This window comes from Streptomyces nojiriensis (genome assembly GCF_017639205.1).
In the GTDB taxonomy this organism is placed as follows: Bacteria; Actinomycetota; Actinomycetes; order Streptomycetales; family Streptomycetaceae; genus Streptomyces; species Streptomyces nojiriensis.
This window is the reverse complement of the sequence record NZ_CP071139.1, coordinates 1,986,043-2,009,651: the sequence shown is the minus strand read 5'-3', so window position 1 is coordinate 2,009,651 and position 23,609 is coordinate 1,986,043. Positions and strand designations below refer to the sequence as shown.

The following is a 23,609-nucleotide window of genomic DNA, read 5'->3' as shown; positions in this document are numbered from 1 at the left end:
GTGCGCCATGTGCTCCCACCAGCCACCCTGCCCTACCGCCGACAGCGCCGATCACGACGCCGCCCGCATTGTGGCCTCTCACCCTGAACAGGGCTGGAGCCTGCTGTGCAACGGGGTCGTCGTGTTCGACGACACCGGTGAACTGCTCCCCGACAGCCGCACGGTGGAACCCCGCCGCCCGGCCCTGGTCTGAGCGAGGAGGCAGCATGCGCCAGCAGCTGATCCGTAAGCCCGTCCCGAAGCCCGCCCCCCGAGACCTGGACCTGCGCACACCGTCGGGCAGACCCCTCCCGTACTGACGGGAGCCCAGGATTTAGGCCGTACTCCAGACCCACCGGCCGAGACTCAGCCGGTGGGCGCAGCCGCGCCGCCCAGGAACGCCGCCTCGTAGGCGGCGTCTCCGATCGCCGCGCGGGCCTGCCGCTCGCCCTGGTCCCGCAGGGCCGTCAGTGAGGGCGAGCCCATCTGCGGCCGGCCCACCGTGCGCCACCAGGCGTGCGCGGTGCCGAGGAGCCGCGCCGCGAGTTCCCCGTCGCCCAGCCCGGCCACCGCCGCGGCCAGCAGGTCCAGGCCGAGCGCGATGCCGAAGCGGTCGCCGAGCAGTCGTTTCCCCGAGAGCATGGCCCGGACGTGCCGGGCGGCCTCGCCGTGGTCCCCCAGGCCCAGTGCCGCCACCGCCAGGATGTAGTCCGCGTACGCCCGCAGCCAGCGCTCGCCCAGCTCCGCGCAGGCCTCCCGCAGGGACTGTGCCTCCTCGGTCGCCTCGTCGAAGCGCCGCAGGTCGCACAGCGAGTAGCTGGTGGCCAGCTTGCACAGGAGCCAGCCCGTGCCGCTGGTCCGCCCGCCGTGGCCCGCCCGGGCCCGGGGACCGGCCAGCCGCAGGGCCCGTACGGGGTCGCCGGGCATGAGGACGGACGCGGCCGCCAGATAGGCCGCGCGCAGCTCCCGCTCGGGGTCCGCGAGCCGGGCCGCGTCCCGCGTGCATTCGTCGCCGAGCTGCCGCGCCGCGTCCATGTCGCCCTGGAGCAGCATGGTGAGTCCGAGGGCCCACACGGCCTGGTTGTACGCGGCCCCCGTGCGCGGAGCGGCCCGCAGGGCCCGTTCCAGGAAGCCGCGGCCCTCGTGCACGTGCCCGCACGCGAACCAGTAGAACCACAGGACCCCGGCCATCTCCAGCGCCGCGGTCGGGTCGGCGGCGATCAGGTGCTCCAAGGCGGTACGCAGCTGGGCGTGTTCGGCGGTGATCCTGCGGTACCAGTCCACCTGCCCCGGGCCCATCCAGCCCCGTTCGGCGGCCTGGGAGAGCGCCGCGTACCAGTGGGCGTGCCGGTCGGTGACGATCTCGACCTCGCCGAGCTCGTCCAGCCAGTCCTGTCCGTACTCGCGGATCGTGTCCAGCATCCGGTAGCGGGCCCCGGTACCGCGCTCCTCGATGCGCAGGACCACGGACTTGGCGGCGAGGCCCGCCAGTACGCGCTCCACCCGGGCGGCGTGCAGCGGCCCGCCCGAGCAGACGGCGCGCGCCGCGGCGGTGTCGAAGTCGCCGGTGAAGACCGAGAGCCGGGCCCACAGCAGCCGTTCCAGCGGCTCGCACAGTTCGTGGGACCAGCCGATCGTGGTCCGCATCGTCTGGTGCCGGCGCGGCAGCGCGGCCCGGGCGTCGGACAGCACATCGAGGCGTGCGCCGATCCGCTCGGCCATGTGCTCCAGCGTCCACAACCGCAGCCGCGCGCCCGCGAGTTCCAGCGCGAGCGGGATGCCGTCCAGGCGCCGGCACACCTCGGCGGCGACGGCGGTCCGCGCGGGGTCGGCGAAGACGGCCGCCGCCCGCGGGGTGGCGGCCAGGGCGCGCGCCCGGAAGAGCGTGAGGGCATCGCTGTCGGGCCCCTCGCAGGGCAGCGGCCGGACCGTGACGACCTCCTCGGTCGGCATGCCGAGCGGCTCGCGGGAGGTGACCAGGACCGTCAAGCCGGGCGCGGACTGCAGGAGTTCGCCGACCAGATGGCGGCAGTCGGCCACCAGGTGCTCGCAGGTGTCCAGCACCAGGAGCAGCTCCTTGTCGGCCATCCATGCGCACAGCTCCTCGTCGGGAGGGCGCGGGGAGTGGTCGGCGAGGCCGACGGTGTGGGCGACGGTGGCCGTGAGCAGGCTCGGGTCGCGCAGGGGCGACAGCTCCACCCACCAGACTCCGTCGGGGCGAACCTGGCGGGCGGCGGCGACGGCCCGAAGGGCGAGCCGTGACTTGCCGACGCCGCCCACCCCCGTGAGGGTGACCAGTCTTCGTTCGTGCAACAGGCCGTCGAGCAGCTCCAGTTCGCGCTCCCGGCCGACGAAGCTCGCAGGTTCCGGAGGCAGGTTGCCGGGGGCCGGGCAGGGGGCCGGTCCGGGATCGCCGGCCGCGGATCCTGCCTGATTGTCATTGAACGAGTACTCACCGAACACGGATGTATTGTGCGCGATCTTCCCGTGCGGCCGTGCCGTTCAGGCCGGATCGGTGTCTTCTTTCATGCGACGAGTGTGATCCGCCGCTCCGCGGAGAAGGATCCCCAGTTGCCGTCGGGGAGCCTGGCCCGCAGTTTCACGGCCCAGACCGTGCCGGCGGGTTCGGCCACCGTGAGCCGGTGCTCCGCCCGGCCGCTGGGCACGGCACCCGCGCCGAACTGGATGACGGTCGTGGGCAGTCCGTTGACGTACAGCTCGTACTCGGTGGTGGGGTCGCCGGTGTCCGGGGCGGTCCAGGTCAGCGTGACGGTGCCCGGGGAGGCGGTCGCGGCGAATTCGGCGGGGGCCGTGCCGGGGCCGTCGCCGGAGGCGGGCGGGGTCGTCACGTCCACCGCCGGGCCGTCGGCGGAGGAGTTGTCCGCTCCGTCGCGGGCCCGGACGGTGAAGGTGTAGACGGTGTCCGGCCGGAGGTTGTCCAGGGCCGTGGTGCTCTCGCCCGGGCCGGCGGTGTGGATCCGGACGCCGCCCTGGTAGACGTCGTAGGCCGTGACGCCCGTGTCGTCGGTCGCAGCCGTCCAGGACACCTGGGCGGACCGGGGCCCGGTCGCCCGGGCGGTGGTGGTGGCCGGCGAGGTGGGGGCCGTGCGGTCCTCGGCCTTGGCGGCCGGGGTGGTCACCCGGGCGGCCGGGCCGGGACCGGAGAGGTTCCCGGCGGCGTCCCGGGCCCGGACCGTGAAGGCGTAACCGGTCTGCGGGGCGAGGCCGGTGATGTCCACCATGGTCTTCTCGGCGGGGAGTTCGCGGACCAGGCGGTCGGCTTCGAAGACCTGGTAGCCGGTCACCCCGTCCCGTTCGGCCGCCGCGTCCCACATGACGTGCACGCTCGTGGCGCTGCCGGCCTGGGCGGTCAGCCCGGCGGGGGCGGGCGGGGCCTCGGTGTCGGGCGCGGAGCAGGCCGTGAGGCCGGTGACGGCGGCGATGCCGGTGATGCCTGCGACGGCCAGGCGGAGGGCGAGCGTGGGGGCGCTGCGTCGCACGGGGTTGCCTTCCTCGGCTTCCTTAATGGTCTAGACATATATGGCACGGCGGGCAGGACCCCGACAAGCCCCCTGCACCCGGTGGACGGTGTGACCGTACGACCCGCCGGGACGAGATCGTCAAGGACCGACCGGCCGTCACGGACGGTCAACACCCGTACGGCGGACACGCCTTTCGCCCGAAGGCACCCCCTGCTGCGCCACCATGGCGGCGAGTAAGGAGGTTTCGATGGTGATTTCCCTCTCGGTGGTCGTCCTGCTCCTCATCCTGGCCTGGATCTTCCTGCGCAGCGGCGGTCTCAAGTTCTCGCACGCCGTCATCTGTGCGCTGCTCGGCTTCTACCTGGCGAGCAGCAGCATGGCCGCGACCATCCACAACGGCCTGACGGCCACCGCGAACGTCGTGTCCAGCCTGAATCCTTGATCGACTGTTGCGCCTTCGTGAATCATCCGGCCCATCCATGGACTCCTCGAGTGGTGCGATCTAGCGTCTGGCGGCGGCGCGACATCAGACGCAATGTCAACAACGCTGAGAGACATGGAGGAAGTCCGGATGTTCCGAAGATCGCTGAACTGCGCCGTGCTGCCCGTCGTCGCCGCACTCACGGTGATGTACGGCGGCTCGCCGGCCCAGGCCGAGGAGATACCCAAGGCCCCCGGCCACCGCCTCGTCACGCACTACGACGGCGCCCCCGCGGCCGCCGCCCCGCTGCCCGGCGAGGCACCCCCGCAGCACCCCTTCCTCGCGCCCAACGGCCGCAGCGGCATGCACTCCGACGCGGCGGGCAGTGCCACCTCCCCCTGGTCGGGGCCGCTCGGCAAGAACCCGAAGGTGACCAGCGAGAAGATCGCCGCACTCGGCGGCGAGTGCGCCACCGCGACCTTCGACTCGGCCGGCCGGCTCGTCACGGTGTGCGGCACCTTCTCCGGCTTCAAGGTCAAGCTCCTGGAGCCCCGTACGCTCGCCACGCTCGCGGAACACCAGCTCCCGCAGCGCTCCTCGACGGTCGAGGCGATCACCTCGCTCGACTTCGCGAAGATCTTCAAGGACACCTCGGGCGGCGCCTACTTCTACCTGGACGACCAGGACCGGGCCGTGCTGGCCGACTCCCGCCAGCACATCCTGCGCCTGGCCCACTCCCAGAACCCCGACGGAAGCTGGAAGTTCACGGTCGACGACGACTGGGACCTCACCGGGCAGGTCCCGCACGACTGCGTGACCTGGACCAACCTGTGGCCCAGCGGTACCTGCGACCCGGTCACCTCCGTGATGCCCGACTGGAACGGCCGCATCTGGTGGGTCACCCGCCAGGGCCGGGTCGGCACGGTGGATCCGGCGACCGGCCGGATCCGCTCCGTCCAGCTGCGGGGAGAGGAGATCCAGAACTCCTTCTCGGTCGCCGAGGACGGTGTCTCCATCGTTTCCGACCACGCGCTCTACAGCTTCCGTGCAGGTGCCGACGGCACCCCCGAGATCCAGTGGCGCCAGACGTACGACCGGGGCACGGCGGCCAAGCCCGGCTCGGTCAACCAGGGTTCGGGCACCACCCCCGACCTCTTCGGCCAGGGCTACGTCGCCATCACCGACAACGCCGACGACCGGATGAACGTCCTGGTCTACAAGCGGGGCGCGGACGTCCCGGCCGACCGGCGGCTGGTCTGCAAGGTGCCGGTGTTCGGCTCCGGCGCCTCGACCACCGACAACTCCCTCATCACCTGGGGCAACAGCATCGTCGTCGAGAACAACTACGGCTACGAGAACCCCACCACCCTGCTGCTGGGCAAGTCCGTCGTGGGCGGAGTGGCCCGCATCGACGTCCGCGCCGACGGCAGCGGCTGCGACACGGTCTGGGAGAGCGCGATCCGCGCTCCCTCCGTGGTCCCGAAGCTCTCCACCGCGAACGGGCTGCTCTACTTCTACGAGAAGGAGCCGAACGTCTGGGGCATCGACGCCTGGTACCTCACGGCCGTGGACTTCCGTACGGGTGAGCGCCGCTGGCGGCAGCTGACCGGCACCGGCCCGCTCTACGACAACAACTGGGCCCCGATCACACTCGGCCCCGACGGCACCGCGTACGTCGGCGTCTTCAACGGCATCGTCGCGGTCCGCGACACCTGACGGACGAGCCGCCCGCCGCCGGACACCTCCGGCGGCGGGCGCCCGGCCGCGTCGGTACCATCGCCTGGTCGCGGACGGAAAGTGAGTCGACGCCAGCATGACTGTCGAAGTGATGGGGGAGTCCGTCCGCGGATTTCCCGGCCGGGCGCGAGAAGTCGCGATCCTGCGCGCGGTGCTGGCGGGCGAACGTGGCACCTGGTGCGTGGCGGTCACCGGCGAACCCGGGATCGGCAAGAGCCGGCTGCTGACGGAGCTGGGGAAGCTCGCGGACACAGCAGGATGGGCGGTCCGCAGCGCACGCGCGGCGGAGTTCGAATCCCACATCCCGTTCGGTGTGTTCGTCAACGCGCTCGACGACCGGCTCGCCGAGCTGGGCCCGGAGCGTCTCGCCCTTCTCGGGAAACAGCAGCTCGCACTTCTCGCGACCGTGTTCCCGGCGATTCCCGCCACCGGCCCCGCCGACCTGGTCGACGCGGAGCGGTACCGGCTGCACCGGGCGGTTCGGGCGTTGCTGGAGCTGGCCGCCGAGCCGTCCGGGCTGGTGCTCGTCTTCGACGATCTGCACTGGGCGGACGAGGGTTCGGTCGAGCTGCTCGACCACCTTCTGCGCCACCCGCCCCGCGCGCGGCTGGTCCTGGCACTGGCGGGCAGGCCCCGGCAGACGTCGCTGCGGCTGTGGCACGCGCTGTCCCGCGCCGCGACCGACGGAGGCGCCGAGCTGCTGGAACTCGCGCCGCTGAGCCGCGCCGATGCCGGCCACGTCATGCCGGAAGGTCTGGGCCGTTCCCGGCGGGAAGAGCTCTACCGGGCCAGTGGCGGAAACCCGTTCTACCTGGAAGCCTTGGTGCGGGCCGGTGAACGGGGTGTCGCCGTCGGCGATGCGGCGCTCCACCCCGACGGGGCGATCCCGGTGGCGGTCCACGCGGTGCTCGCCGCCGAGTTGGCCGCGCTGACCCCCCAAGAGCGGGTCGTCGCGCATGCCGCCGCGGTCGTGGGCGACGACTTCGAGGCCGATTCGCTCGCCCGGACGGCGGCCATGGACGCCGGGTCCGTGCTCGCCGCGCTCGATCGGCTCGCCGAGCGTGACCTGGTGCGGCTGGACGGCGCGACCGGCCGGTTCCGGTACCGGCATCCGCTCGTGCGCAGCGTCGCCTACCAGGACGCGGGTCCTGGCTGGCGGCTTCAGGCACACGGCCGGGCCGCTTCGGCACTCCGGAGCCGGGGCGCGCCGCCGGCCGAGTTCGCCCGGCACGTGGAGCGATCCGCCGTCCGAGGCGACCTCGACGCGGTCGCGGCGCTCACCGAGGCGGCCGAGGCGACGATGCACACCACGCCTGCGACCTCCGGGCACTTCCTGCGGGCGGCCATCCGGTTGCTCCCCGACCCGGAGTCGGCCACTCCGCAGCGCCTCATCCTGCTCGGCCGGCTGGCACACGTACTCGGCGCCACGGGCGACCTGCGGCAGGCCAGGGAGACCATGCACGAGGTGCTGCGGCTCCTGCCCGCCGAACTCACCCGGATCCGGGCACAGACAGTGCGGGCCTGTGCGACGGTGGAGCAGATCCTCGGGCGCTACACCGAGGCCAGGGCGATGCTGCACAGCGAGTGGAAACGCGTCGAAGGGGTCGACGCCCACTCGGCGGCCGTCCTGCTCGTCGCGCTCGTCGCCGGTGAAAGCGTCGAGCGCGAGCACGGACAGGACCGGGTGGCCGAGGCGATCGCGGCCGCGCGGGAAGTCGGGGATCCGATGCTGCTCGCGACGGCGCTGTCCGCCGCAACGCTCATCGACCGGCGGGCGGACCGGCTGGACGAGGCGGCCGCACTACTGGACGCGCTTCCCGACAGAGACCTGGTCCGGGACATCGATGCGGCGTTCTGGCTGAGCTGGTCGGAGATCTCCGCCGATCGGCTCACGGCGGCGAGCCGGCACATGAGCCGCGGCCTGCAACTGGCCCGCGCGAGCGGGCAGTCCCACAAGATCGCGTTGCTGACCGCGATCCGCGGCATGGTGCATGCCTACCTCGGCGAACTCGCGGAGGCGGCGACCTGCTTCGACGACAGCCTGGAGTCGGCGCAACTGACCGGCAGCGAGGAGCTGCGCGTCATGGCGTTGACCTTCGGGTGCTGGATCACCACCTGGCGCGGTGACCTGGCCGAGGCGATCCGCCTGGGCAAGGAGGCCATCGTCGTCGACGACCAGACGACGGCCATGAGTTCCTGGCGTAGCGGTCAGGCCGAGGCGATGCTGGCGCAGGCGCTGTTGCACTCGGGTGACCCGCACGCGTGCATAGAACTGCTGCTCACCAGTGGCGGTGGGACCGAGCTGCCGGCGGTGGGACTCCGCACCAGGCCATTGGTGTACCTGATGCTCACGGAGGCGGAGGTTGCGGCGGGCCGGGTCGCTGCGGCCGCGGCATGGGCCGACAGGGCGGAGGACGCGGCGCGCCGGCTCGAACTTCCGCTGCGCACCGCCATGGCACAGCAGGCCCGCGCGATCGCCACGCTGCCGACGGATCCGGCGGCAGCCGCACCGCTCGCCGTCGCCGCTGCCGGCACGTTCGGCCGGATCGGGGTGGCCGTGGAGGCCGGGCGGGCGCACCTGCTCGCCGCGACGGCGCTCGGCGGCAGCGGGGCGATCGACCAGGCCCGTGCGCACCTCGTGTCCGCCCGCGCGCTGTTCACCCGGTGTGACGCGCAACTGTTCCTGCCCCAGGTCGCGCGCGAGGAGCGGCGCCTGAACGCGCGCGGTCCCCGGCCCGAAAGCGGTGCCGAGCGGTTCGACCTGACCGCCCGCGAGGTCGAGATCGTCAACCTGGTCTCGGACGGCCTGACCAACCGGGACATCGGCCTCCGGCTGCATCTGAGTCCCAAGACCATCGAAGTCCACCTGGGCCGGGCCTACGCGAAGGTCGGCGTCTCCGGTCGGGCTGCTCTGGCCGGTGTGTGGGCCGCCGCGGCGCGCGATTGAGGACGCCGCGGCAGCCGGCACGTCAGTTGCCGAGTCCGCGCACGTACAGGTTGAACTTCCGGCCGGTGCCGTCACCGCCCAGGTTCGTCGCGCCGGTCGTGAATGCGACGTGGTGGCCGTCGGCCGAAATCGCGGGGCTGTAGCTGTGCCCATCGCTCTGCGAGCCGTCGTCGGCGACGCTGACCCTGGTCGTCGTGGCGCTCACCCGGTCTCGCACGTACACGTCCCAGCTCGAGTTGGTGTCGCCGGTCACCAGCTTGTCCTCGCCGGACACGAACGCGATGTAGCGGCCGTCGGCCGAGAGCGTGGTCCGCTCCTGGCCGGGGGTCCTGCCGTCGCTCAGGCCATCGGGGCCGAGGTTCACCTGCGTCGTCGTCCGCGTAACCCGGTCGTACAGGAAGATGTCGGTGTCGAACGGCCCGCCGGTGTCACCCGCCACCAGATTCGACGCCGTGGATTCGAAGGCGACGAAACGGCCGTCGCCCGAGACGGTCGCCGTGCGACTGGCGGAATTTCCTTCTTCGCCGCCGGGACCGACGCTGATCCGGTCGGTGTACCCGGTCAGCCGATCGTGCACGAACACGTCGTCAGCGTGGTTGTTGTCGGGGAACAGGGACAGCGTCCTCGCCCCGGAAGAGAAGGCGACGTAGCGCCCGTCCGCCGAAATCGACGGCAGTTGGCTGATGCCGTCGCCCTGGCGAGCGTTCGAATCGACGCTGACCCTGGTGGTCCCACCGGTCTGCCGGTCGCGCACGAAGACGTCGTGGCTGTCGTTGGTGTCGCCGGACACGAGGTTCGACGCGGGGGAGTCGAACGCGACGTAGTGGCCGTCGGCGGAGATCGACGGATGGGAGCTCTCACTGTCGCTCTGTTCGCCGTGGCTTCCGACGCTGACCCTGGTCGTCTCGCCGGTCTGCAGGTCGTGCACGAAAACATCGCGGTAGCGGTTGGTGTCACCGGCCACCAGGTTCGTCGCGAAGGACTCGAACGCGACGTAGCGGCCGTCGGCCGAGATCGACGGATTCCGGCTCACGTTGTTGGCCTGGTTGCCCGCGGAGTCGACGCTGACCCTGGTGATGGCGCCGGTCTGCCGGTCGCGCACGAACACGTCGTCCGCCCGGTTGGTGTCGCCGGCCACCAGATCCCTTGCCGGCGAGGCGAAGGCCACGTAACGGCCGTCGGCTGAGATCGACGGACTGCCGGCGGAGCTGCCGATCGGTGTCGTGCCCGCCGGCTTCGGTTCGGCATCCGTGGCATGCGCGACGCCGCCCGTCAGCAGGGCCGCGACGATTCCCGGCGCGAGCACGGCGCGCCCTGCGTTGCGGATTACGGAGATGCGTCTCATGGGTGTCCTTCTGTTCGGTTCGCCGCCACGGCGGCCAATTGCCCTGATCAGCCTTCCGTGCCGGACCGGCCGAAGCATGAGGGAACCCCCTACACCTTCGGCGTCGCGTTCTACGCGTCTCGTCAGTGCGCCCGGCGGTGCCATTCCTCGGCGAGCAGCCGGTAGGAGTTCACCCGCTCCGCGTGCCCGTGCGTGATCGTGGTGATCAGCAGTTCGTCGGCGCCCGTCGCCGCCTGGAGCCGCTCCAGGTGATCGGCGACGGTGCGCGCGGAGCCGACGAACCGGGTCTCCAGCCGGTCGGCCACCAGCCGCCGGTCCGCATCGGTCCACGGCAGGGCCCGCGCCTCGGCCGGGGTGGGGTAGGGGATGGCCCCCTCGGCCGTCCGGATGCTGCGGACCCAGGCCCCGTACCCGGTGGCCAGCTCGTGCGCCGCCTCCTCGCCCTCGGCCACCACCACATCGGCGGACACCGTCAGATACGGCCGGTCCAGCTCGGCCGAAGGCTTGAAAGCGGCCCGGTACCCCGCGGCCGCCTCCAGCACCGCCGCAGGACTGACGTGGTAGTTGGCCGCGAACCGGAGCCCGTTGCGCCCCGCCGTCTCCGCACTCACCCCGCCGCTGCTGCCCAGGATCCACACCTGTACGTCGGCCCCCTCGCCGGGGACGGCATGCGCCTCGACGCCCTCCGGCGAGCGGTACTCGCCCCGCAGCAGCGCGAGCACGTCGTCGACCTGCTCGCCGTACTCCTGCGGCTGGGCTCCCGGCAGGTTCAGCAGCTTCTGCTGGAGGGCCACCCGCGGATGGCCCAGCAGAGGGGCGAAGGAGAACGGTTCGGGGATCCGCAGCCCGTTCGGGGCGTACCCGTCCACGACCGGCGTGACCGGCGGCCGCGCGCCCGGACCGTCGGACGGCCGGGGCCGGCCCGCCGAGCGGCCCAGCCCCAGGTCGATGCGTCCGGGATGCAGTGCGTCGATCAGGCCGAACTCCTCGACGGTCGACAGCGCGGTGCGGTGCCCGAGCTGCACCGCGCCCGAGCCCAGCCGGATGGCCGAGGTCGCGGAGGCGGTCAGCGCGAGCACGACCGCCGGAGAGGTCCCGGCGACCCCGGGATTGAGGTGGTGCTCCGCGAACCAGTAGCGGGCGTAGCCGAACTCCTCGGCCCGCCGGGCGAGATCGATACTCCGGTGCAGGGCTTCGGCGGCGGTGGAACCGGACGAGACGGGGACGAGGTCGAGGACCCCGAGGGGGATGCCGGGCATGGCCGGACTCCTTAAAGGTCGGGGAAGGCAGGGTCGGGGAAGCGGGGGTCGGGTATCGCGCGGCGCAGGACCGGCGCGATGTCCGACTGGAAGAGTTCGAGCGAGGCGCGGTGGTCCGCCTCGGCGAGCCCGCCCGCCTCGGCCTGCAGGTGCAGGGCCGTGTGGCCGAAGGCCTCGTGGTAGCGGTGCACCTTCTCGATCACCTGCTGGGGGCTGCCGATCAGCGCCGAGCTCCGCTCGACGAAGTCCTCCAGGGTCGGGAAGACGGGGGCCGCGCCCAGCTGCTCGTGGAAGGCGAGGTAGCGCGCGAACGCCGGCCGGTACGCCGCCACCGCCTGCTGCGAGGTGCGGGCCGCGTGGTAGCCGGCCGTGCCCGCACCCACCACGGCCCGGGCCGGATCGTGCCCGTAGTGCTCCCAGCGCTCCCGGTAGTGGCGGATCAGCTCCGCGTACGGCCCGATCGGGTGCGTGACGTTCGCCGAGAAGAGCGGGTCGCCGCAGCGCGCCGCGAGATCGACCGACTCCCGGCTCGTGGCACTGCCGTGCCAGACCCGCAGGGCCCGCTGGAACGGTCTCGGCAGCACCTCCGCACCGCTCAGCGCGGGCCGGAAGCGCGGCTGCGCGCTCACCTTGTCCTCCCGCCAGATCCGGCGGAACAGCTCGTAGCCCTCGGCGTTGCGTTCCCACTGGTCCTCGGGGGACACCTGGAACAGCTCGCGCTGCGCCGCGCCGTTGCCCTTGCCGATCATCAGCTCCAGGCGCCCGTCGCTGAGGTGGTCGAGCGTCGCGTAGTCCTCGTACGCCCGCACCGGGTCGAGCAGGCTCAGCGTGGTGACGGCGGTGAACAGCCGGATCCGGCGGGTCAGCGCGGCGATGTGGCCGAGCACCACGGGCGGCGAGGAGGACAGGAAGGGCCGCTCGTGGCGCTCGCCCACGCCGAAGCCGTCGAAGCCGAGCTCCTCCGCCAGCAGGGCGGCGGCGACCACCTCACGGAACCGCTCCCGCGTGGGCTTCAGACCACCCGTCGCCGGGTCGGGGGAGTCCGTGATCAGGGTGATGGCGAGGAACTTCACGGGGCCGGGGCCGGGGCCGCGGCCGCGGCCGGGGCAGGCGCCGGGGTCGCGAGACCGAGGTGGTCGCGCAGGGTGGTGCCCTCGTACTCGGTGCGGAAGACCCCGCGCTCCTGGAGCAGCGGTACGACGGAGTCCGCGAAGCCGTCCAGACCGCCCGGGGTGATGTGGGGGACGAGGATGAAACCGTCGGCGGCGTCCGCCTGCACCAAGGTGTTGATCGACTCGGCGATCGTGGCGGCCGAGCCGACGAACGTCTGGTCGGCGGTGGTCGCGATCACCAGTTCGCGGATCGACAGGTTCTTGGCCCGGGCCAGCTCGCGCCACTGCCGCGCGGTGGCGAGCGGATCGCGGAACTGCCTTACGCTCGCCCGCCCGAGGGCGATGGTGTTCTCCCCGACCCGGGGGTCGATCTCGGGCAGCGGACCGTCCGGGTCGTAGGCGGACAGGTCCCGGTTCCAGACGTGCTCCAGGTACTTGATCGCGGTCTGCCCGCTGACCTGGAGGCGGCGCACCTCGTGCGCGATTTCCCGGGCCTGCGCGTCGGTGTCCCCGAGGACGAAGGTGGCCGCGGGCAGGATCTTCAACTGGTCGTGCGTACGGCCGTGCCCCGCGAGCCGGCCCTTGACGTCCGCGTAGAACTCCCGCCCCGCGTCGAGGGTTCCGTACCGTCCGAAGATCGCGTCGGCGCCGGCGGCGGCGAACTCCCGGCCCTCCTCGGAGTCGCCCGCCTGGAAGACCACCGGCCGGCCCTGCGGGCTGCGCGGCACGTTGAAGCGGCCCTCGATGTCGAAGTGCCGGCCCCGGTGGGCGAAGGCCCCGGCCCGTGCGTCGCGCAGGAACGTGCCGGTCGCCGCGTCGGCGGAGATCTCGGAGCCGTCCCAGGAGTCGAACAGCTCGGTGGCGGTCGCCAGGAACTCCTGGGCGCGGGAGTAGCGGTCCTCACGCGGCAGGAATCCGCCGCGCCGGAAGTTCTCGCCGGTGAAGGCGTCCCAGGAGGTGACCACGTTCCAGGCGGCCCGGCCTTCCGAGAGGTGGTCGAGCGTGGCGAACTGGCGGGCCACCTCGTAGGGCTCGTTGAAGGTGGAGTTGATGGTCCCGGTCAGGCCCAGGCGCTCGGTCACCGCGGCCAGGGCGGCGAGCACCGTGAAGGTGTCGGGCCGGCCGACCACGTCCAAGTCGTATATCTCACCGCCCTGTTCGCGCAGCCGCAGCCCCTCCGCGAGGAACAGGAAGTCGAACTTGGCGCGCTCGGCCGTCTGCGCGAAGTGGATGAACGAGTCGAAGTCGATGTGGCTGCCGGCGGCCGGGTCGCTCCACACGGTGGTGTTGTTGACGCCCGGGAAGTGGGCCGCGAGATGGATCTGCTTGAGCGGCTTGCTGCTCATGGTTCGTCCTTCCGGAGGGTCCGGGTCGGGCGGCGGGTCGGGCCGTGATCAGGCTGCGGGCCGCGCGTAACGGTTGGCCGGGCGCTCCAGCCCGAGCAGGCCGCGCAGGGTGTCCGCCCCGTACTCCCGGCGGAAGGCCCCGCGCCGCTGCAGCTCCGGCACCAGCCCCCGGGTGATGGCGGGCAGGTCGTGGGCGATCACGCCCGGCCGCAGCAGGAAACCGGACAGGCCTGCCGAACGCCGCTCCAGGAGCAGGTCCGCCAACTGCCCGGGGCTCCCGGTGAAGACGGCGCCGTCACCGGCGTACGGGACACCCGCGAGCGCGTCGAGGCGCTCCAGGCGCGCGGCGGCCGCCGGAGCGTCCGCGTCGAGGAACACCGTGAGGTCCCCGAAGAGGTGCAGCGGGTCCGCGGCGGGCCCGGTCGCCTCCCGGGCCCGCCGGATCGCCGCCACGGCCGCGCGCGTACCGGCGCCGTCGTGCGCGGCCACGTACCCGATCTCGGCGGACCGGGCGATGAGCGCGTACGAGGCCTCGCCGTCGCCGGACGCGCTGACGACGGGCTGTCCCTGCGGCGGGCGCGGGGTGATCGAAGGCCCCCTGACGTTGAAGTGCCGCCCCTCGAAGTCGATGTGGTGGAGCTTCCCGCGGTCGACGAACCGGCCCGTGGCCACGTCCCGGATCTCCGCGTCGTCCTCCCAGCTGTCCCACAGCCGCCGGATCACCTCGACGTGGTCGGCGGCCTCCGCGTACAGCTCCCCGTCCGCGAACGGAGCGGTCCGCCGCCCGAAGTGCCGTGCCTCGTGGGCGAGCCCGGACACCTGGATCCGCAGGCCGGCCCGTCCCCGGCTCACGTGGTCGAGCGTGGCGATCGCCTTGGAGATGTGGAAGGGCTCGGTGTGGGTCGCCGTCACGGCCGGGACCAGCCCGATGTGCCGCGTCAGAGGTGCGACCCGGGCGGCGGTGAGCACCGCGTCCAGCCGGCCGCGGACCCGGTCCGTGCGCCCGTCGGGTCCGGTGGGCGAGGAGGACTGGAGGGCGAGGCCGTCCTCGAAGGTGATGAAGTCGAGCAGCCCGGCCTCGGCCTCGCCGGCGAGACCGGCCCAGTAGCGGGCGGTGAAGAGCTCGGCGGGCCGGGCACCCGGCTCGCGCCAGGCGGCCGGGTGCCGGCCCGCGCCGTCGAGGGCGACGGCGAGGTGCAGGGGCGCCGGTGACGATGAGGAAACGGACACGGAGAATTGCGCCTTCCTGCTCGGCGTACGGAAAAGGGAAGCCGATGCGGGATCAGGTAATTCGGCCCGTCATCAATTTCTTTCGAAAACGCTACGCCCGATAGCGGTGCCATACAATGACCGCAATATTAAGAGAAGTTGGCAGCGGTGTTGCCCGGGGCCCGGATGCCCGCGGCGACGGCCCACACCGGCTTGGCCGCCAGGCCCAGACCGGCTCGGCCGGCCCGCGGTCCTTCTTGGCCGTCGCCGCGATTGAGCGTGCGGCAATTCAATCGGCCGTACACGCCTTCCGGTGAAATGATTCGGGGTGTGTGGGGCAGGTGTGCCTCACAGCCACGGGATCTGCTCCGCGGCGTACCGGTAGGCGCGGAAGACCGAGTTCTGGGCGCCGGCCGAGGACTCCAGGCCCACGCCTTCCCCGAAGGACCGGAACTGCGGGACCACGAACTCCCACACGACCTCGCCGCCGGGGGTCACCTCGAAGAGCCGTCCGAAGGAGCCTTCGGCGATGAAGGTGTTGCCGTTCGGCAGGCGCTGGGCGCTGGACATGTACGGGCTGAAGAAGTTCTGCGGCGGGTTGTCCTCGTACGCCCACACCTCCTTGCCGGTGGACGGGTCGAGCTCCAGCACGCGCGAGTACGGCACCGAGGTGGTGTCGCGGTAGGTGCCGTTGTCGAAGACCAGGAGGGTGCCGCCGGGCAGTTCGTGCGGATGGTGCTGCTGGGCCAGTACGTCCGGGCCGATGCGCCACCGCACGGACCCGTCGGCACGGTCCACCGACACGGTGGTGGACGCGCTGCGGAAGCCCACCACGATCGAGCCGTCCGCGCTCTCGTTGACGGTGTTGGCCATCGGCCAGTGGTTGCGGGCGAAGTGCGGGTTCAGCGGCACTTCCTGCGGGTCCAGGTGCTCGATGGCGGCCCAGCGCCACACGATCGCCCCGTCCCAGGTCAGTTCGTACACCACGTCCCCGTAGATCACCCCGCCGGGCGCCTCGGATCCGGGGATGCCGCCCCGGATCCGGGCCGCGTCGGCCGGGTCCAGCGGCTCGACGGCCCCGATGAGCAGGTTGCCGTTGCGCAGGGTCGAGGCGTCGTGGTGGTGGAAGGGGTGCCGGACCTCGCGGAGCACCGTCGAGTCCGGGGCCAGCTCCTGGAAGATGCCGCCGTGGTAGACGTCCCAGATGGGGAAGAGGGTCGGGCCGCTCGTGTCCTTGGCCGCGTAGAAGAGGTTTCCGTTCGGCAGGATCTGCGCCTGACGGCCGGGCGGGTGCGGGGAGTTCCAGGTGTGGACCGGCCGGCCCTCGATGTCGACGAGGTGGATCTCGCCGGCGCTGGTGATCGGTGTGTAGAGGGTGAAGCCGCCGTAGCTGCGCTCGGGGTCGTGGGCGATCAGGCCGACGCCGCGGCGGCGCAGGGTGTTCTGGTCGACGGTCATGGGATCTCCCCTGGATACGTGTGCGGGTGCGTGTGCGTGTGCGGGTGGTTCAGCGGACGGTGACGGCGGCCGGGTCGACGGCCGTCAGGGGGCCGGCGTCCAGGTACTTCAGCAGTGCGGCGCGGTCGGCGGAGCCGGGCAGGTTCTGGGCGGCCTTGGCCCAGGCGGCCTCCTCCTCCAGCTGCGCCAGCAGCTCGGGGGAGAGGGTGGCGCCGTACGTGTAGCGCGGCTGGAAGGTGTCGACGTAGGCGGCCTGGAGGGCGCCCTTGGACTGGGCGAGCACGGCCTTGCGGGCCCCGGCCGGGTCGGCTCCGAGCTCCCGCTGGGCGCGCAGCAGGCTGCGCAGGACGGCGGTGGTGCTCTCCTGGCTCGCCGACGGGCCTGCGACGAGGAGGGTCCTGGCCGTGTACCCGGTGAAGGGGAGCTCGGCGTAGGTGCCGCCCAGGGCGGTGCGTGCGGCGTCGTAGAAGCTGGGGAAGGTGACCCCGGCGTCGATGTCGCCCCGGGCCAGGGCCGAAGTGACCTGGTTCGGGGCGAGGTTGACCACCGTGACGTCCGCCGCGGTCAATTGCGCCGAGGCGAGCATGCGCGACAGCGCGTACTCGACGTTCGTGCCCTGCGGGACTCCGACCTTGCGGCCCTTCAGTGCGGCGAAGCCGGTGATCTGCCGGTCGGTCCGGGTGAGCAGGCGCCAGTCGGAGAACCGGGACAGGTCGGCGACGACCCGCAGTTCGCGGCCGCCCAGCGTGGCCGTCACGGCGGGCAGGTCGCCGACGACGCCGAGCTGGGCCTGGCCGCCGAGTACGGCGTTCAACGCGTCCCGGCCGGTGGGCTGGGTGGTGACGCTGGCCGTGATGCCCTCGGCCGACCAGAGGTCGCCCTCCTCGGCCACGTGGACGGGGGCGCCGCCGAGATGGTCGCTCGCGGCGAGGGTGACGGCCGGGCGGCCGCCGTCCGCCGGGCCCGACGGGGAAGAGCCGCAGGCCGTGGCGAACGGGGAGAGCAGGGCGGCCAGCAGTACGGCGGCCACCGCGCGGGGTCTGAGCATGGTGAGCGGTCCTTCCGGGGACGTGAGCGGGATCATTCGGAGCCGAGACGGCGGGCGATCAGGGAGCGCAGGTCGGGATCGGGCGGCCCGGGCGGCACGGGGTGGTCGGCGAGCACCCGCCCGGGACTCCCGCCGAGGACGATCACGCGCCCGGCGAGCGCCAGCGCCTCGTCGATGTCGTGCGTGACGAACAGGACGGTGGTGCCGCGGCGTTGCCACAGCTCCCGCAGCAGGGTCTGCATCCGGGTCCGGGTCAGCGCGTCCAGCGCTCCGAACGGCTCGTCCATCAACAGCACTTCGGGTTCGGCGGCCAGCGCCCGGGCCAGCGCCACCCGCTGCTGCATCCCGCCCGAAAGCTGGGCCGGGTACTTCTCCGCGCCGTCCGCGAGCCCCACCTCGGCCAGCGCCGCGAGGGCGCGCCGGCGGCGCTCCGCACGGGGCAGTCCGAGGCGCCGCAGGGCGAACTCGACGTTGCCGCGGGCCGTGCGCCAGGGGAACAGCGCGTAGTGCTGGAACACCACGCCCCGTTCCGGGCCCGGCCCGCGCACCGGCTCCGCCCCCGCGGTGACCTGCCCGGCGGTGGGCCGTACGAACCCGGCCACCGTGTTGAGGACCGTGGACTTGCCGCATCCGCTGGACCCGAGCAGCGCCGTGAACGAGCCCGCCGCGAACTCCAGGTCGGTCTGCTCCAGCACCGGCACGCCGGCCCCGTAGCCCGCCGAGAGCCCCTCCAGCCGTACCGCGAGGCTCATGACGCGCTCCAGTGCACGAACCGGCGGCCCACGGCGGCCAGTACGAGGTCGACGGCCACCCCGAGCAGTCCGAGTACGAGCAGCCCCGCGAACATCCGGTCCACCCGCAGGAACTGGCCGTCCACCTGGAGCCGGTACGCCAGTCCGCTGTCCGCGCCGCCCAGTTCGGCAGCCACCAGCGCGAGCAGGGCCACCGAGGCCCCGTAGCGCAGGGCCGCGAGGAGGGCGGGAGCGGCGGCGGGCAGCAGCACCTCGGTGAACCGCCGGTGCAGCGGGGCCCCCAGCGACCGGGCCGCCCGCAGATGGGAGACCGGTACCCGGGACACCCCGTCGTGGACGTACAGCCAGACGGCGAGCAGGACGGCGTACGCGATGAGCAGGCGCTTGGCGCTCTCGCCGATGCCGAACCAGGCGGTCGCGAGCGGTACCAGCGCGATGGCCGGGATCGGCCGGAGGAAGGAGATCACCGGGGTGACGGCGGCGGAGGCCTTCGGCAGGTAGCCGGTGGTGAAGCCGAGGGCGCCGCCGACGACGGCGCCCAGGGCGAAGCCCTGTCCGGCCCGGGCGAGGCTGGCGCCGAGGTCGGCGGCCAGGGTGCCGCTGCGGGCGCTGTCCGCCAGGGCGGCCGCGGTCTCGCCCGGCGTGGGCAGCAGCCCCGGCGCGACCGCGCCGGAGCGGGCGAGGAGGTACCAGAGCGCGAGTACGACGCCGGCCGCGCCCAGCGCCGGGCCGAGCCCGGCGAGGCCCCGGCCGGGGGGTGAGGGGGTGGCGTGCACGGGGCGGCTCCTCGTTCGTAGCGGTGCGATCGTTGCGGCGCGCTCGTCCGAACGCGCTGATAAGTGAGGTCAATAATTGACCACGCTTATGACGGGAGTGTTGCGGCAGTGCGAAACCTCCCGCGGCCCTCCGGCCCGGCGGACCCGATGGGGTACGTTCACCTGCGTGTCTCGCCCAGAACCCACGCCCGAAGCGATCGAGGTCGGACGGGTGATCCGCGGCTGCCGCAAACAGCGCGGCGTCTCCATGGCCGTACTCGCCACCCGCTCGGGCCTCTCCCAGCCCTTCCTCAGCCAGTTGGAACGCGGGCTGGCCACGCCCAGCCTCAGCTCGATCTACCGGATCGCCGAGGCCCTCGACGTCACCCCCGGCACCTTCCTGCGGCCGCCCGACCGGCCCGGCGCCGTCAGCCACGAGAGCGACCCCCAGGTGATCCGCGTGAGCGAGGCCGCGGGACAGATCGCCCAGGTGCTCATCCCCGGCGGGCGCAGCACCCTGATGGAGGCCTACGAGCACCACTTCGAGCCCGGCCGCGGCGAGCGCGGCTGGTTCGAACACCCCGGCGAGGACTTCCTCTACGTCCTGGAGGGCGAGATCGTCCTGGAGGTCGAGGGCGAGGACGCGCTGACCCTGCGCGCGGGCCAGAGCGCCCACCACCGGGGCGAAGTCCCGCACCGCTGCCGCCTGTCGGGCCCGGCCGCGGCACGCACCCTGCTCGTCATCGCGAACGCCTGAGCCAGACCGGCAGGGCACCCTCTCGGGCCGGACCCCCGTCCCACCCCGCGGATCCGGACGTCCGCAGGCCGTCGACCGCCGCCAGCCGCGCCCCGACGTCCAGGTCCCACAGCCGTACGGTGCCGTCCGTACTGCTGCTGGCCACCGTCCGCCCGTCGGGAGCGAACACGACGCCCCACACCGCGTTCGCATGGCCGGACAGCGCGGCCACCGTCCGGCGCCCGGCCACGTCCCACAGCCGGACCGTCCGGTCGTTGCCGCTGCTCGCGAGCGTGCGGCCGTCGGGGGAGAAGGCGATGCCCCGGGCGGATCCGGTGTGCCCGGCCAGCGCGGCCTCGAAGCGGTGGCGCCGCGCGTCCCACAGCCGTACGGTCCCGTCGTTGCCGCTGCTCGCCAGGGTCCGGCCGTCCGGGCTGAAGGTCACCCCGCGCACCGCACCCCGGTGGCCGGTGAGGACGGCGAGCGGGCGGCGCCCCGCCACGTCCCACAGACGGACCGTCAGATCGTCCCCGGCGCTGGCCAGGGTGCGCCCGTCGGGGCTGAACACCACGTCGTTGGCGAAGTCCGTGTGACCGGTCAGGACGGCGAGCGGGCGGCGCCCCGCCACGTCCCACAGCCGTACGGTGCCGTCGGAACCGGCGGAGGCCAGGCTCCGCCCGTCCGGGGAGAAGGCCACCGCGAACACCGTCCCGGCGTGGCCGTCGAGCACGGCGGACCGGCCTCGCGCCGCGGTGTCCCAGAGCCGGATCGTGCCGTCGGAGCCGGCCGAGGCCAGCGTCCGCCCGTCGGGCGCGAAGGCCACCGAGAACACCGACTCGCTGTGCCCCGCGAACGTGGCCAGGACCCGGCGCCCCGCCACGTCCCACAGCCGCACCGCGTGATCGGACTCCGCGGTCGCCAGCCACTTCCCGTCCGGGCTGTACGCGGCGTGCCAGATCTCCGTGAACGGCCGCGAGGTCAGTACCGCGCCCCGCAGGTCCCACAGCACCACCGACTGGTCGAAACCGGCCGTGGCCAGCATCGCGCCACCGCTGTCCACGGCCACCCCGAGGACGTAGTCGGTGTGCCCGGCGAGCGTGGCCGTGGCCCGGCCCCCGGCCACGTCCCACAGCCGGGTCGTACCGTCGCCGCCCGCGCTGACTACCGTCGTCCCGTCCGGGGTGTAGGCGACACCGTTGACGTCGTCGCTGTGCCCGGTCAGCGTGGCGGTCGTCCGGCGCCCGGCCACGTCCCACAGCCGTACCGTGCGGTCCACGCCCCCCGTGGCGACCGTACGGCCGTCCGGGGCGAAGGCCACGCCCAGCACCTCGTCGGTGTGCCCGGTGAGGACGGCCTGCGCACCGGCCGCCACCGGATCCCACAGCCGTACGGTCCGGTCGGCGCCGGCCGACACCAGCGTCCGGCCGTCGGCGGCGTACGCCAGGGCGTTCACCCGCCCGGTGTGCCCGGTGAGGGATCCGAGGGCGCGGTGGTCCCCGGCGGCGTCCCACAGCCCGATCGTCCCGTCGGCACCGGCGACGGCCAGGCTCCGCCCGTCGGGCGCGAAGGCCACGGCCCGGGCGCCCGCCGTACTCGCCGGGAGCTGCGCCCCCGCGCCCCGGTCCGTCGTGTCCCAGAGCCGCGCCGGCCCGTCCGTCGACGTGGCCGCGAGCGTCGAGCCGTCGGGGCTGAAGGCCACCGCGCGCACCCGCCCGGGCAGGGTGAAGGTCGCGATCGTCCGGCGGTCGGCCACCCGCCGCAGCGTCACCGTCCCGTCGGATCCGGCCGTCGCCAGCGTGTCGCCGCCCGGGCCGAAGGCCACCGCGTTGACCGGCCCGCCGTGCCCGCCCAGACGGGCGACGAACGGCTGGGACTGGGTGCTCAGCAGCGCCCCGCGGGCCTCGCTCGTCGCCGAGGTCCGGTACGCCTCCCCGGCGAGCAGCATCGAGGCCTCGGGGCGGCCCGCGGCCAGCGCCGCGGACTGCAGGGCGAGCGCACGTGAACGGGCGACGCGCTCCTGGCCGAGCGCGCCCGCGCGCTGCTGGTACGCGAGCCCGCCCGCGCCCACCGCGAGGACCAGCAGGACCACGAGCGTGGCCAGCGTCCACTGCCGCAGCCGCACCTGACGTCCGGCCTGCCGCTCACGGCCGTCCTGCGCCTCCTGGCTCGCCCGCAGGAAGGCGGCCTCCAGCGGGCCGAGCCGGCTCCTGCCGTCGTGCTCGTCGGCCCAGGTCCGGGCGGTCTCCAGGCGGGTCCCGCGGTGCAGCGCCGACGGATCGCGACCCTCGCGCTCCCATTCGGCGGCGGCGTGGGCCAGTTGCTGGTGGACCAGGAGCCCGGCCCGGTCGGCGCGGATCCAGCCGCGCAGCCGCGGCCAGGCGTGCAGCAGGGCCTCGTGGGTGATCTCGACGGTGTCGCTGTCCATGGTGATCAGGCGCGCCCGGACGAAGGTGTCGAGCGCGGCCGCGGCGGGGCCCGCGTCGGCCAGCTGTTCCATCAGGGCGGTCCGGCTCATCCGGCGGCGCGTGGCCCCCGTACCGTCGGCGACGTGCACCAGCCGCACCAGGACGCGGCGGAGCGTGTTCTGCTCGGCCGGGTACAGGCCGGTGAACACCTCTTCCGCGGTGCGGGCGATCGCCCCCTGGATGCCGCCGGTGCGCTCGTACCCGTCGACGGTCAAGGTGGCGCCCTCGCGCCGGCGCCAGGTGGCCAGCAGGGCGTGCGAGACCAGGGGGAGCACCCCGGAGGGGGTCCGGTCGGGCTGGTCGTCGCGCAGTCCGGCGTCGCGCATCAGCAGCGGGAACAAGCCGGGTTCGAGGGTGAGTCCGGCGAGCTCCGCCGGGCGGGTGATCGATTCCCGCAGCTCGGCGAGGGACATCGGGGGCAGGACGAACAGACCCCGGGTGAAGACCTGGGCCAGCTCCGGCAGGTCCAGGCAGTCCCCGGAGAAGTCGGCCCGTACGCCGAGCACCACGACGGCGGGGTCGAGACCGCCCGGTTCCGGGCCGTCCGGTTCGCGGCGCGCGGCCGCCAGCGCGCACAGCACCCGGACGAACGCGCGCCGCTCGTCCTCGTCGGAGCACAGCGTGAACAGCTCCTCGAACTGGTCGACGAGCAGCACCGGACGCGGGGGCGGCGGCGTCCGGTCCGGGCCGTCCGCCGCGGGGCCGCCCGAGTGCCGCCGGACGGCTTCGAGCAGCGCGTGCGGCCGGTCCCGGAGCTCGTCCACGGTGACGCCCGGATCGCCGCCCAGGGCCTTCGCGGCGCAGTCCAGCAGTTCCTCCAGCGGGTGCGCGGTGGGCGTGAACCGCAGCACGGGCCAGGTGTCCGAACCCGGCATCGGGAAACCGCCTCCGCGCAGCGCCGGCACGAGACCGGCGTTCAGCAGGGAGGACTTGCCCGCGCCCGACGGGGCGAGCAGCATCAGCGGCCCGTCGCCGACCCGTTCGAAGACCCGCTCGATCAGCTCGGCCGTCGCCCGGTCCCGCCCGAAGAACCACCGGGCCTCCCGTGCGGTGAAGGCGGGCAGGCCCCGGTAGGGGCATTCGCCGTCGGCCCGGGCGCCGGCCTGCGCGCCGGCGTCGCCCAGGCCGGAGCTGCCGCCGTCGCCGCGGCCGTCGGCGCCGCGCGGACCCGTCTCCCGGACCATCCGCACCAGTTCACCCCCGGCCCGCAGTACCTCGTCGCAGCGTCGCGCGACGTCGACGGTGACGCGCTTCGAGCCTGTCTCGATCTTGCTCAGATAGCCCTTGCTGTAGTGCGTCTGCCGGGCGAGGTCCGCGAGGGACAGACCACGTTGCACCCGCAGACGTCTCAGCTGTGCGGGAAAGGGCATCGCGGCGTCGTCGGACTCGTGGTGGCCGTCGGTCTTCCGCCGGTGGTCCGGATCCCCCAAGACATCCCCCATGGCAGTGCGCGCCCAGGCAGCGGTACGGGAGCGCCCAGGCTACAGCGGGGGTGGGGCGGACGACCGCCTCTTCGAACCGGTATGACCAGCACACGAGTACGCGGAGCCGCCTGGCG

General features: G+C 73.3%; 17 protein-coding genes. 5 read left to right on the top strand and 12 right to left on the bottom strand.

The window, feature by feature from the left end; genetic code table 11:
* Positions 1–7: 7 nt before the first annotated feature.
* On the top strand, positions 8–193 hold the full coding sequence (locus JYK04_RS09370) for a DUF5999 family protein (RefSeq protein WP_030011808.1): 186 nt from the start codon (positions 8–10) through the stop codon (positions 191–193).
* A gap of 152 nt (positions 194–345) precedes the next feature.
* On the opposite strand, the gene JYK04_RS09365 is transcribed toward JYK04_RS09370, so the two are convergent.
* Complete coding sequence (locus tag JYK04_RS09365) at positions 346–2,442, bottom strand: ATP-binding protein (RefSeq protein WP_189746053.1); 2,097 nt, start codon at positions 2,440–2,442, stop codon at positions 346–348.
* A gap of 62 nt (positions 2,443–2,504) precedes the next feature.
* Positions 2,505–3,479 (bottom strand): fibronectin type III domain-containing protein, encoded by a 975-nt coding sequence (locus JYK04_RS09360; RefSeq protein ID WP_229876791.1) that lies wholly within the window; start codon positions 3,477–3,479, stop codon positions 2,505–2,507.
* A gap of 229 nt (positions 3,480–3,708) precedes the next feature.
* On the opposite strand from JYK04_RS09360, the gene JYK04_RS09355 reads away from it, so the two are divergent.
* The 3 genes from JYK04_RS09355 to JYK04_RS09345 all read left to right on the top strand — a co-directional run bounded on the left by JYK04_RS09355 (position 3,709) and on the right by JYK04_RS09345 (position 8,566).
* Entirely contained in the window at positions 3,709–3,903 is a 195-nt protein-coding gene (locus JYK04_RS09355; protein WP_189746052.1) for a hypothetical protein, read from the top strand.
* Positions 3,904–4,032: 129 nt separating this feature from the next.
* Positions 4,033–5,598, top strand: a complete 1,566-nt coding sequence (locus tag JYK04_RS09350) for a hypothetical protein (RefSeq protein ID WP_189746050.1) — start codon at positions 4,033–4,035, stop codon at positions 5,596–5,598.
* A 97-nt stretch (positions 5,599–5,695) separates the two neighbouring features.
* Positions 5,696–8,566 (top strand): helix-turn-helix transcriptional regulator, encoded by a 2,871-nt coding sequence (locus tag JYK04_RS09345; protein WP_189746048.1) that lies wholly within the window; start codon positions 5,696–5,698, stop codon positions 8,564–8,566.
* Between the two features lie 22 nt (positions 8,567–8,588).
* On the opposite strand, the gene JYK04_RS09340 is transcribed toward JYK04_RS09345, so the two are convergent.
* The 9 genes from JYK04_RS09340 to JYK04_RS09300 form a co-directional block, all read right to left on the bottom strand.
* Positions 8,589–9,911 (bottom strand): TolB-like translocation protein, encoded by a 1,323-nt coding sequence (locus JYK04_RS09340; RefSeq protein ID WP_202186054.1) that lies wholly within the window; start codon positions 9,909–9,911, stop codon positions 8,589–8,591.
* A 122-nt stretch (positions 9,912–10,033) separates the two neighbouring features.
* Positions 10,034–11,170, bottom strand: a complete 1,137-nt coding sequence (locus JYK04_RS09335) for an LLM class flavin-dependent oxidoreductase (RefSeq protein ID WP_189746046.1) — start codon at positions 11,168–11,170, stop codon at positions 10,034–10,036.
* A gap of 11 nt (positions 11,171–11,181) precedes the next feature.
* Positions 11,182–12,243 (bottom strand): LLM class flavin-dependent oxidoreductase, encoded by a 1,062-nt coding sequence (locus JYK04_RS09330; RefSeq protein WP_189746044.1) that lies wholly within the window; start codon positions 12,241–12,243, stop codon positions 11,182–11,184.
* A complete protein-coding gene (locus tag JYK04_RS09325; protein WP_189746042.1) occupies positions 12,240–13,628 on the bottom strand; it encodes an NtaA/DmoA family FMN-dependent monooxygenase in 1,389 nt (462 codons plus the stop codon). The genes JYK04_RS09330 and JYK04_RS09325 overlap by 4 nt, the downstream gene beginning before the upstream one ends.
* 48 nt (positions 13,629–13,676) lie before the next feature.
* Entirely contained in the window at positions 13,677–14,858 is a 1,182-nt protein-coding gene (locus tag JYK04_RS09320; RefSeq protein WP_189746040.1) for an LLM class flavin-dependent oxidoreductase, read from the bottom strand.
* A 327-nt stretch (positions 14,859–15,185) separates the two neighbouring features.
* Positions 15,186–16,295 (bottom strand): aryl-sulfate sulfotransferase, encoded by a 1,110-nt coding sequence (locus JYK04_RS09315; protein ID WP_189746038.1) that lies wholly within the window; start codon positions 16,293–16,295, stop codon positions 15,186–15,188.
* Positions 16,296–16,344: 49 nt separating this feature from the next.
* A complete protein-coding gene (locus tag JYK04_RS09310; protein WP_189746036.1) occupies positions 16,345–17,343 on the bottom strand; it encodes an ABC transporter substrate-binding protein in 999 nt (332 codons plus the stop codon).
* A gap of 32 nt (positions 17,344–17,375) precedes the next feature.
* Positions 17,376–18,095: an ABC transporter ATP-binding protein gene (locus tag JYK04_RS09305; protein ID WP_189746034.1), complete on the bottom strand. Its 720-nt coding sequence runs from the start codon at positions 18,093–18,095 to the stop codon at positions 17,376–17,378.
* The gene (locus tag JYK04_RS09300) at positions 18,092–18,871 is read right to left on the bottom strand and encodes an ABC transporter permease (RefSeq protein WP_189746032.1); all 780 of its coding nucleotides are present in this window, start codon (positions 18,869–18,871) and stop codon (positions 18,092–18,094) included. The genes JYK04_RS09305 and JYK04_RS09300 overlap by 4 nt, the downstream gene beginning before the upstream one ends.
* Positions 18,872–19,037: 166 nt before the next feature.
* Here JYK04_RS09300 and JYK04_RS09295 point away from each other — a divergent pair, with 166 nt between their 5' ends.
* Entirely contained in the window at positions 19,038–19,607 is a 570-nt protein-coding gene (locus tag JYK04_RS09295; protein ID WP_189746030.1) for a helix-turn-helix domain-containing protein, read from the top strand.
* On the opposite strand, the gene JYK04_RS09290 is transcribed toward JYK04_RS09295, so the two are convergent.
* Positions 19,591–23,493, bottom strand: a complete 3,903-nt coding sequence (locus tag JYK04_RS09290) for an nSTAND1 domain-containing NTPase (protein ID WP_189746028.1) — start codon at positions 23,491–23,493, stop codon at positions 19,591–19,593. The genes JYK04_RS09295 and JYK04_RS09290 overlap by 17 nt on opposite strands.
* Between the last annotated feature and the right edge of the window lie 116 nt (positions 23,494–23,609).

What these genes read in the sequence shown, in the direction of transcription:
- JYK04_RS09305 (WP_189746034.1), bottom strand. Translation starts at nt 18,095, where the DNA reads ATGAGCCTCGCGGTACGGCTGGAGGGGCTCTCGGCGGGCTACGGGGCC.
- JYK04_RS09340 (WP_202186054.1), bottom strand. Translation starts at nt 9,911, where the DNA reads ATGAGACGCATCTCCGTAATCCGCAACGCAGGGCGCGCCGTGCTCGCG.
- JYK04_RS09345 (WP_189746048.1), top strand. Translation starts at nt 5,696, where the DNA reads ATGACTGTCGAAGTGATGGGGGAGTCCGTCCGCGGATTTCCCGGCCGG.
- JYK04_RS09315 (WP_189746038.1), bottom strand. Translation starts at nt 16,295, where the DNA reads ATGACCGTCGACCAGAACACCCTGCGCCGCCGCGGCGTCGGCCTGATC.
- JYK04_RS09370 (WP_030011808.1), top strand. Translation starts at nt 8, where the DNA reads ATGTGCTCCCACCAGCCACCCTGCCCTACCGCCGACAGCGCCGATCAC.
- JYK04_RS09355 (WP_189746052.1), top strand. Translation starts at nt 3,709, where the DNA reads ATGGTGATTTCCCTCTCGGTGGTCGTCCTGCTCCTCATCCTGGCCTGG.
- JYK04_RS09310 (WP_189746036.1), bottom strand. Translation starts at nt 17,343, where the DNA reads ATGCTCAGACCCCGCGCGGTGGCCGCCGTACTGCTGGCCGCCCTGCTC.
- JYK04_RS09325 (WP_189746042.1), bottom strand. Translation starts at nt 13,628, where the DNA reads ATGAGCAGCAAGCCGCTCAAGCAGATCCATCTCGCGGCCCACTTCCCG.
- JYK04_RS09350 (WP_189746050.1), top strand. Translation starts at nt 4,033, where the DNA reads ATGTTCCGAAGATCGCTGAACTGCGCCGTGCTGCCCGTCGTCGCCGCA.
- JYK04_RS09335 (WP_189746046.1), bottom strand. Translation starts at nt 11,170, where the DNA reads ATGCCCGGCATCCCCCTCGGGGTCCTCGACCTCGTCCCCGTCTCGTCC.
- JYK04_RS09290 (WP_189746028.1), bottom strand. Translation starts at nt 23,493, where the DNA reads ATGGGGGATGTCTTGGGGGATCCGGACCACCGGCGGAAGACCGACGGC.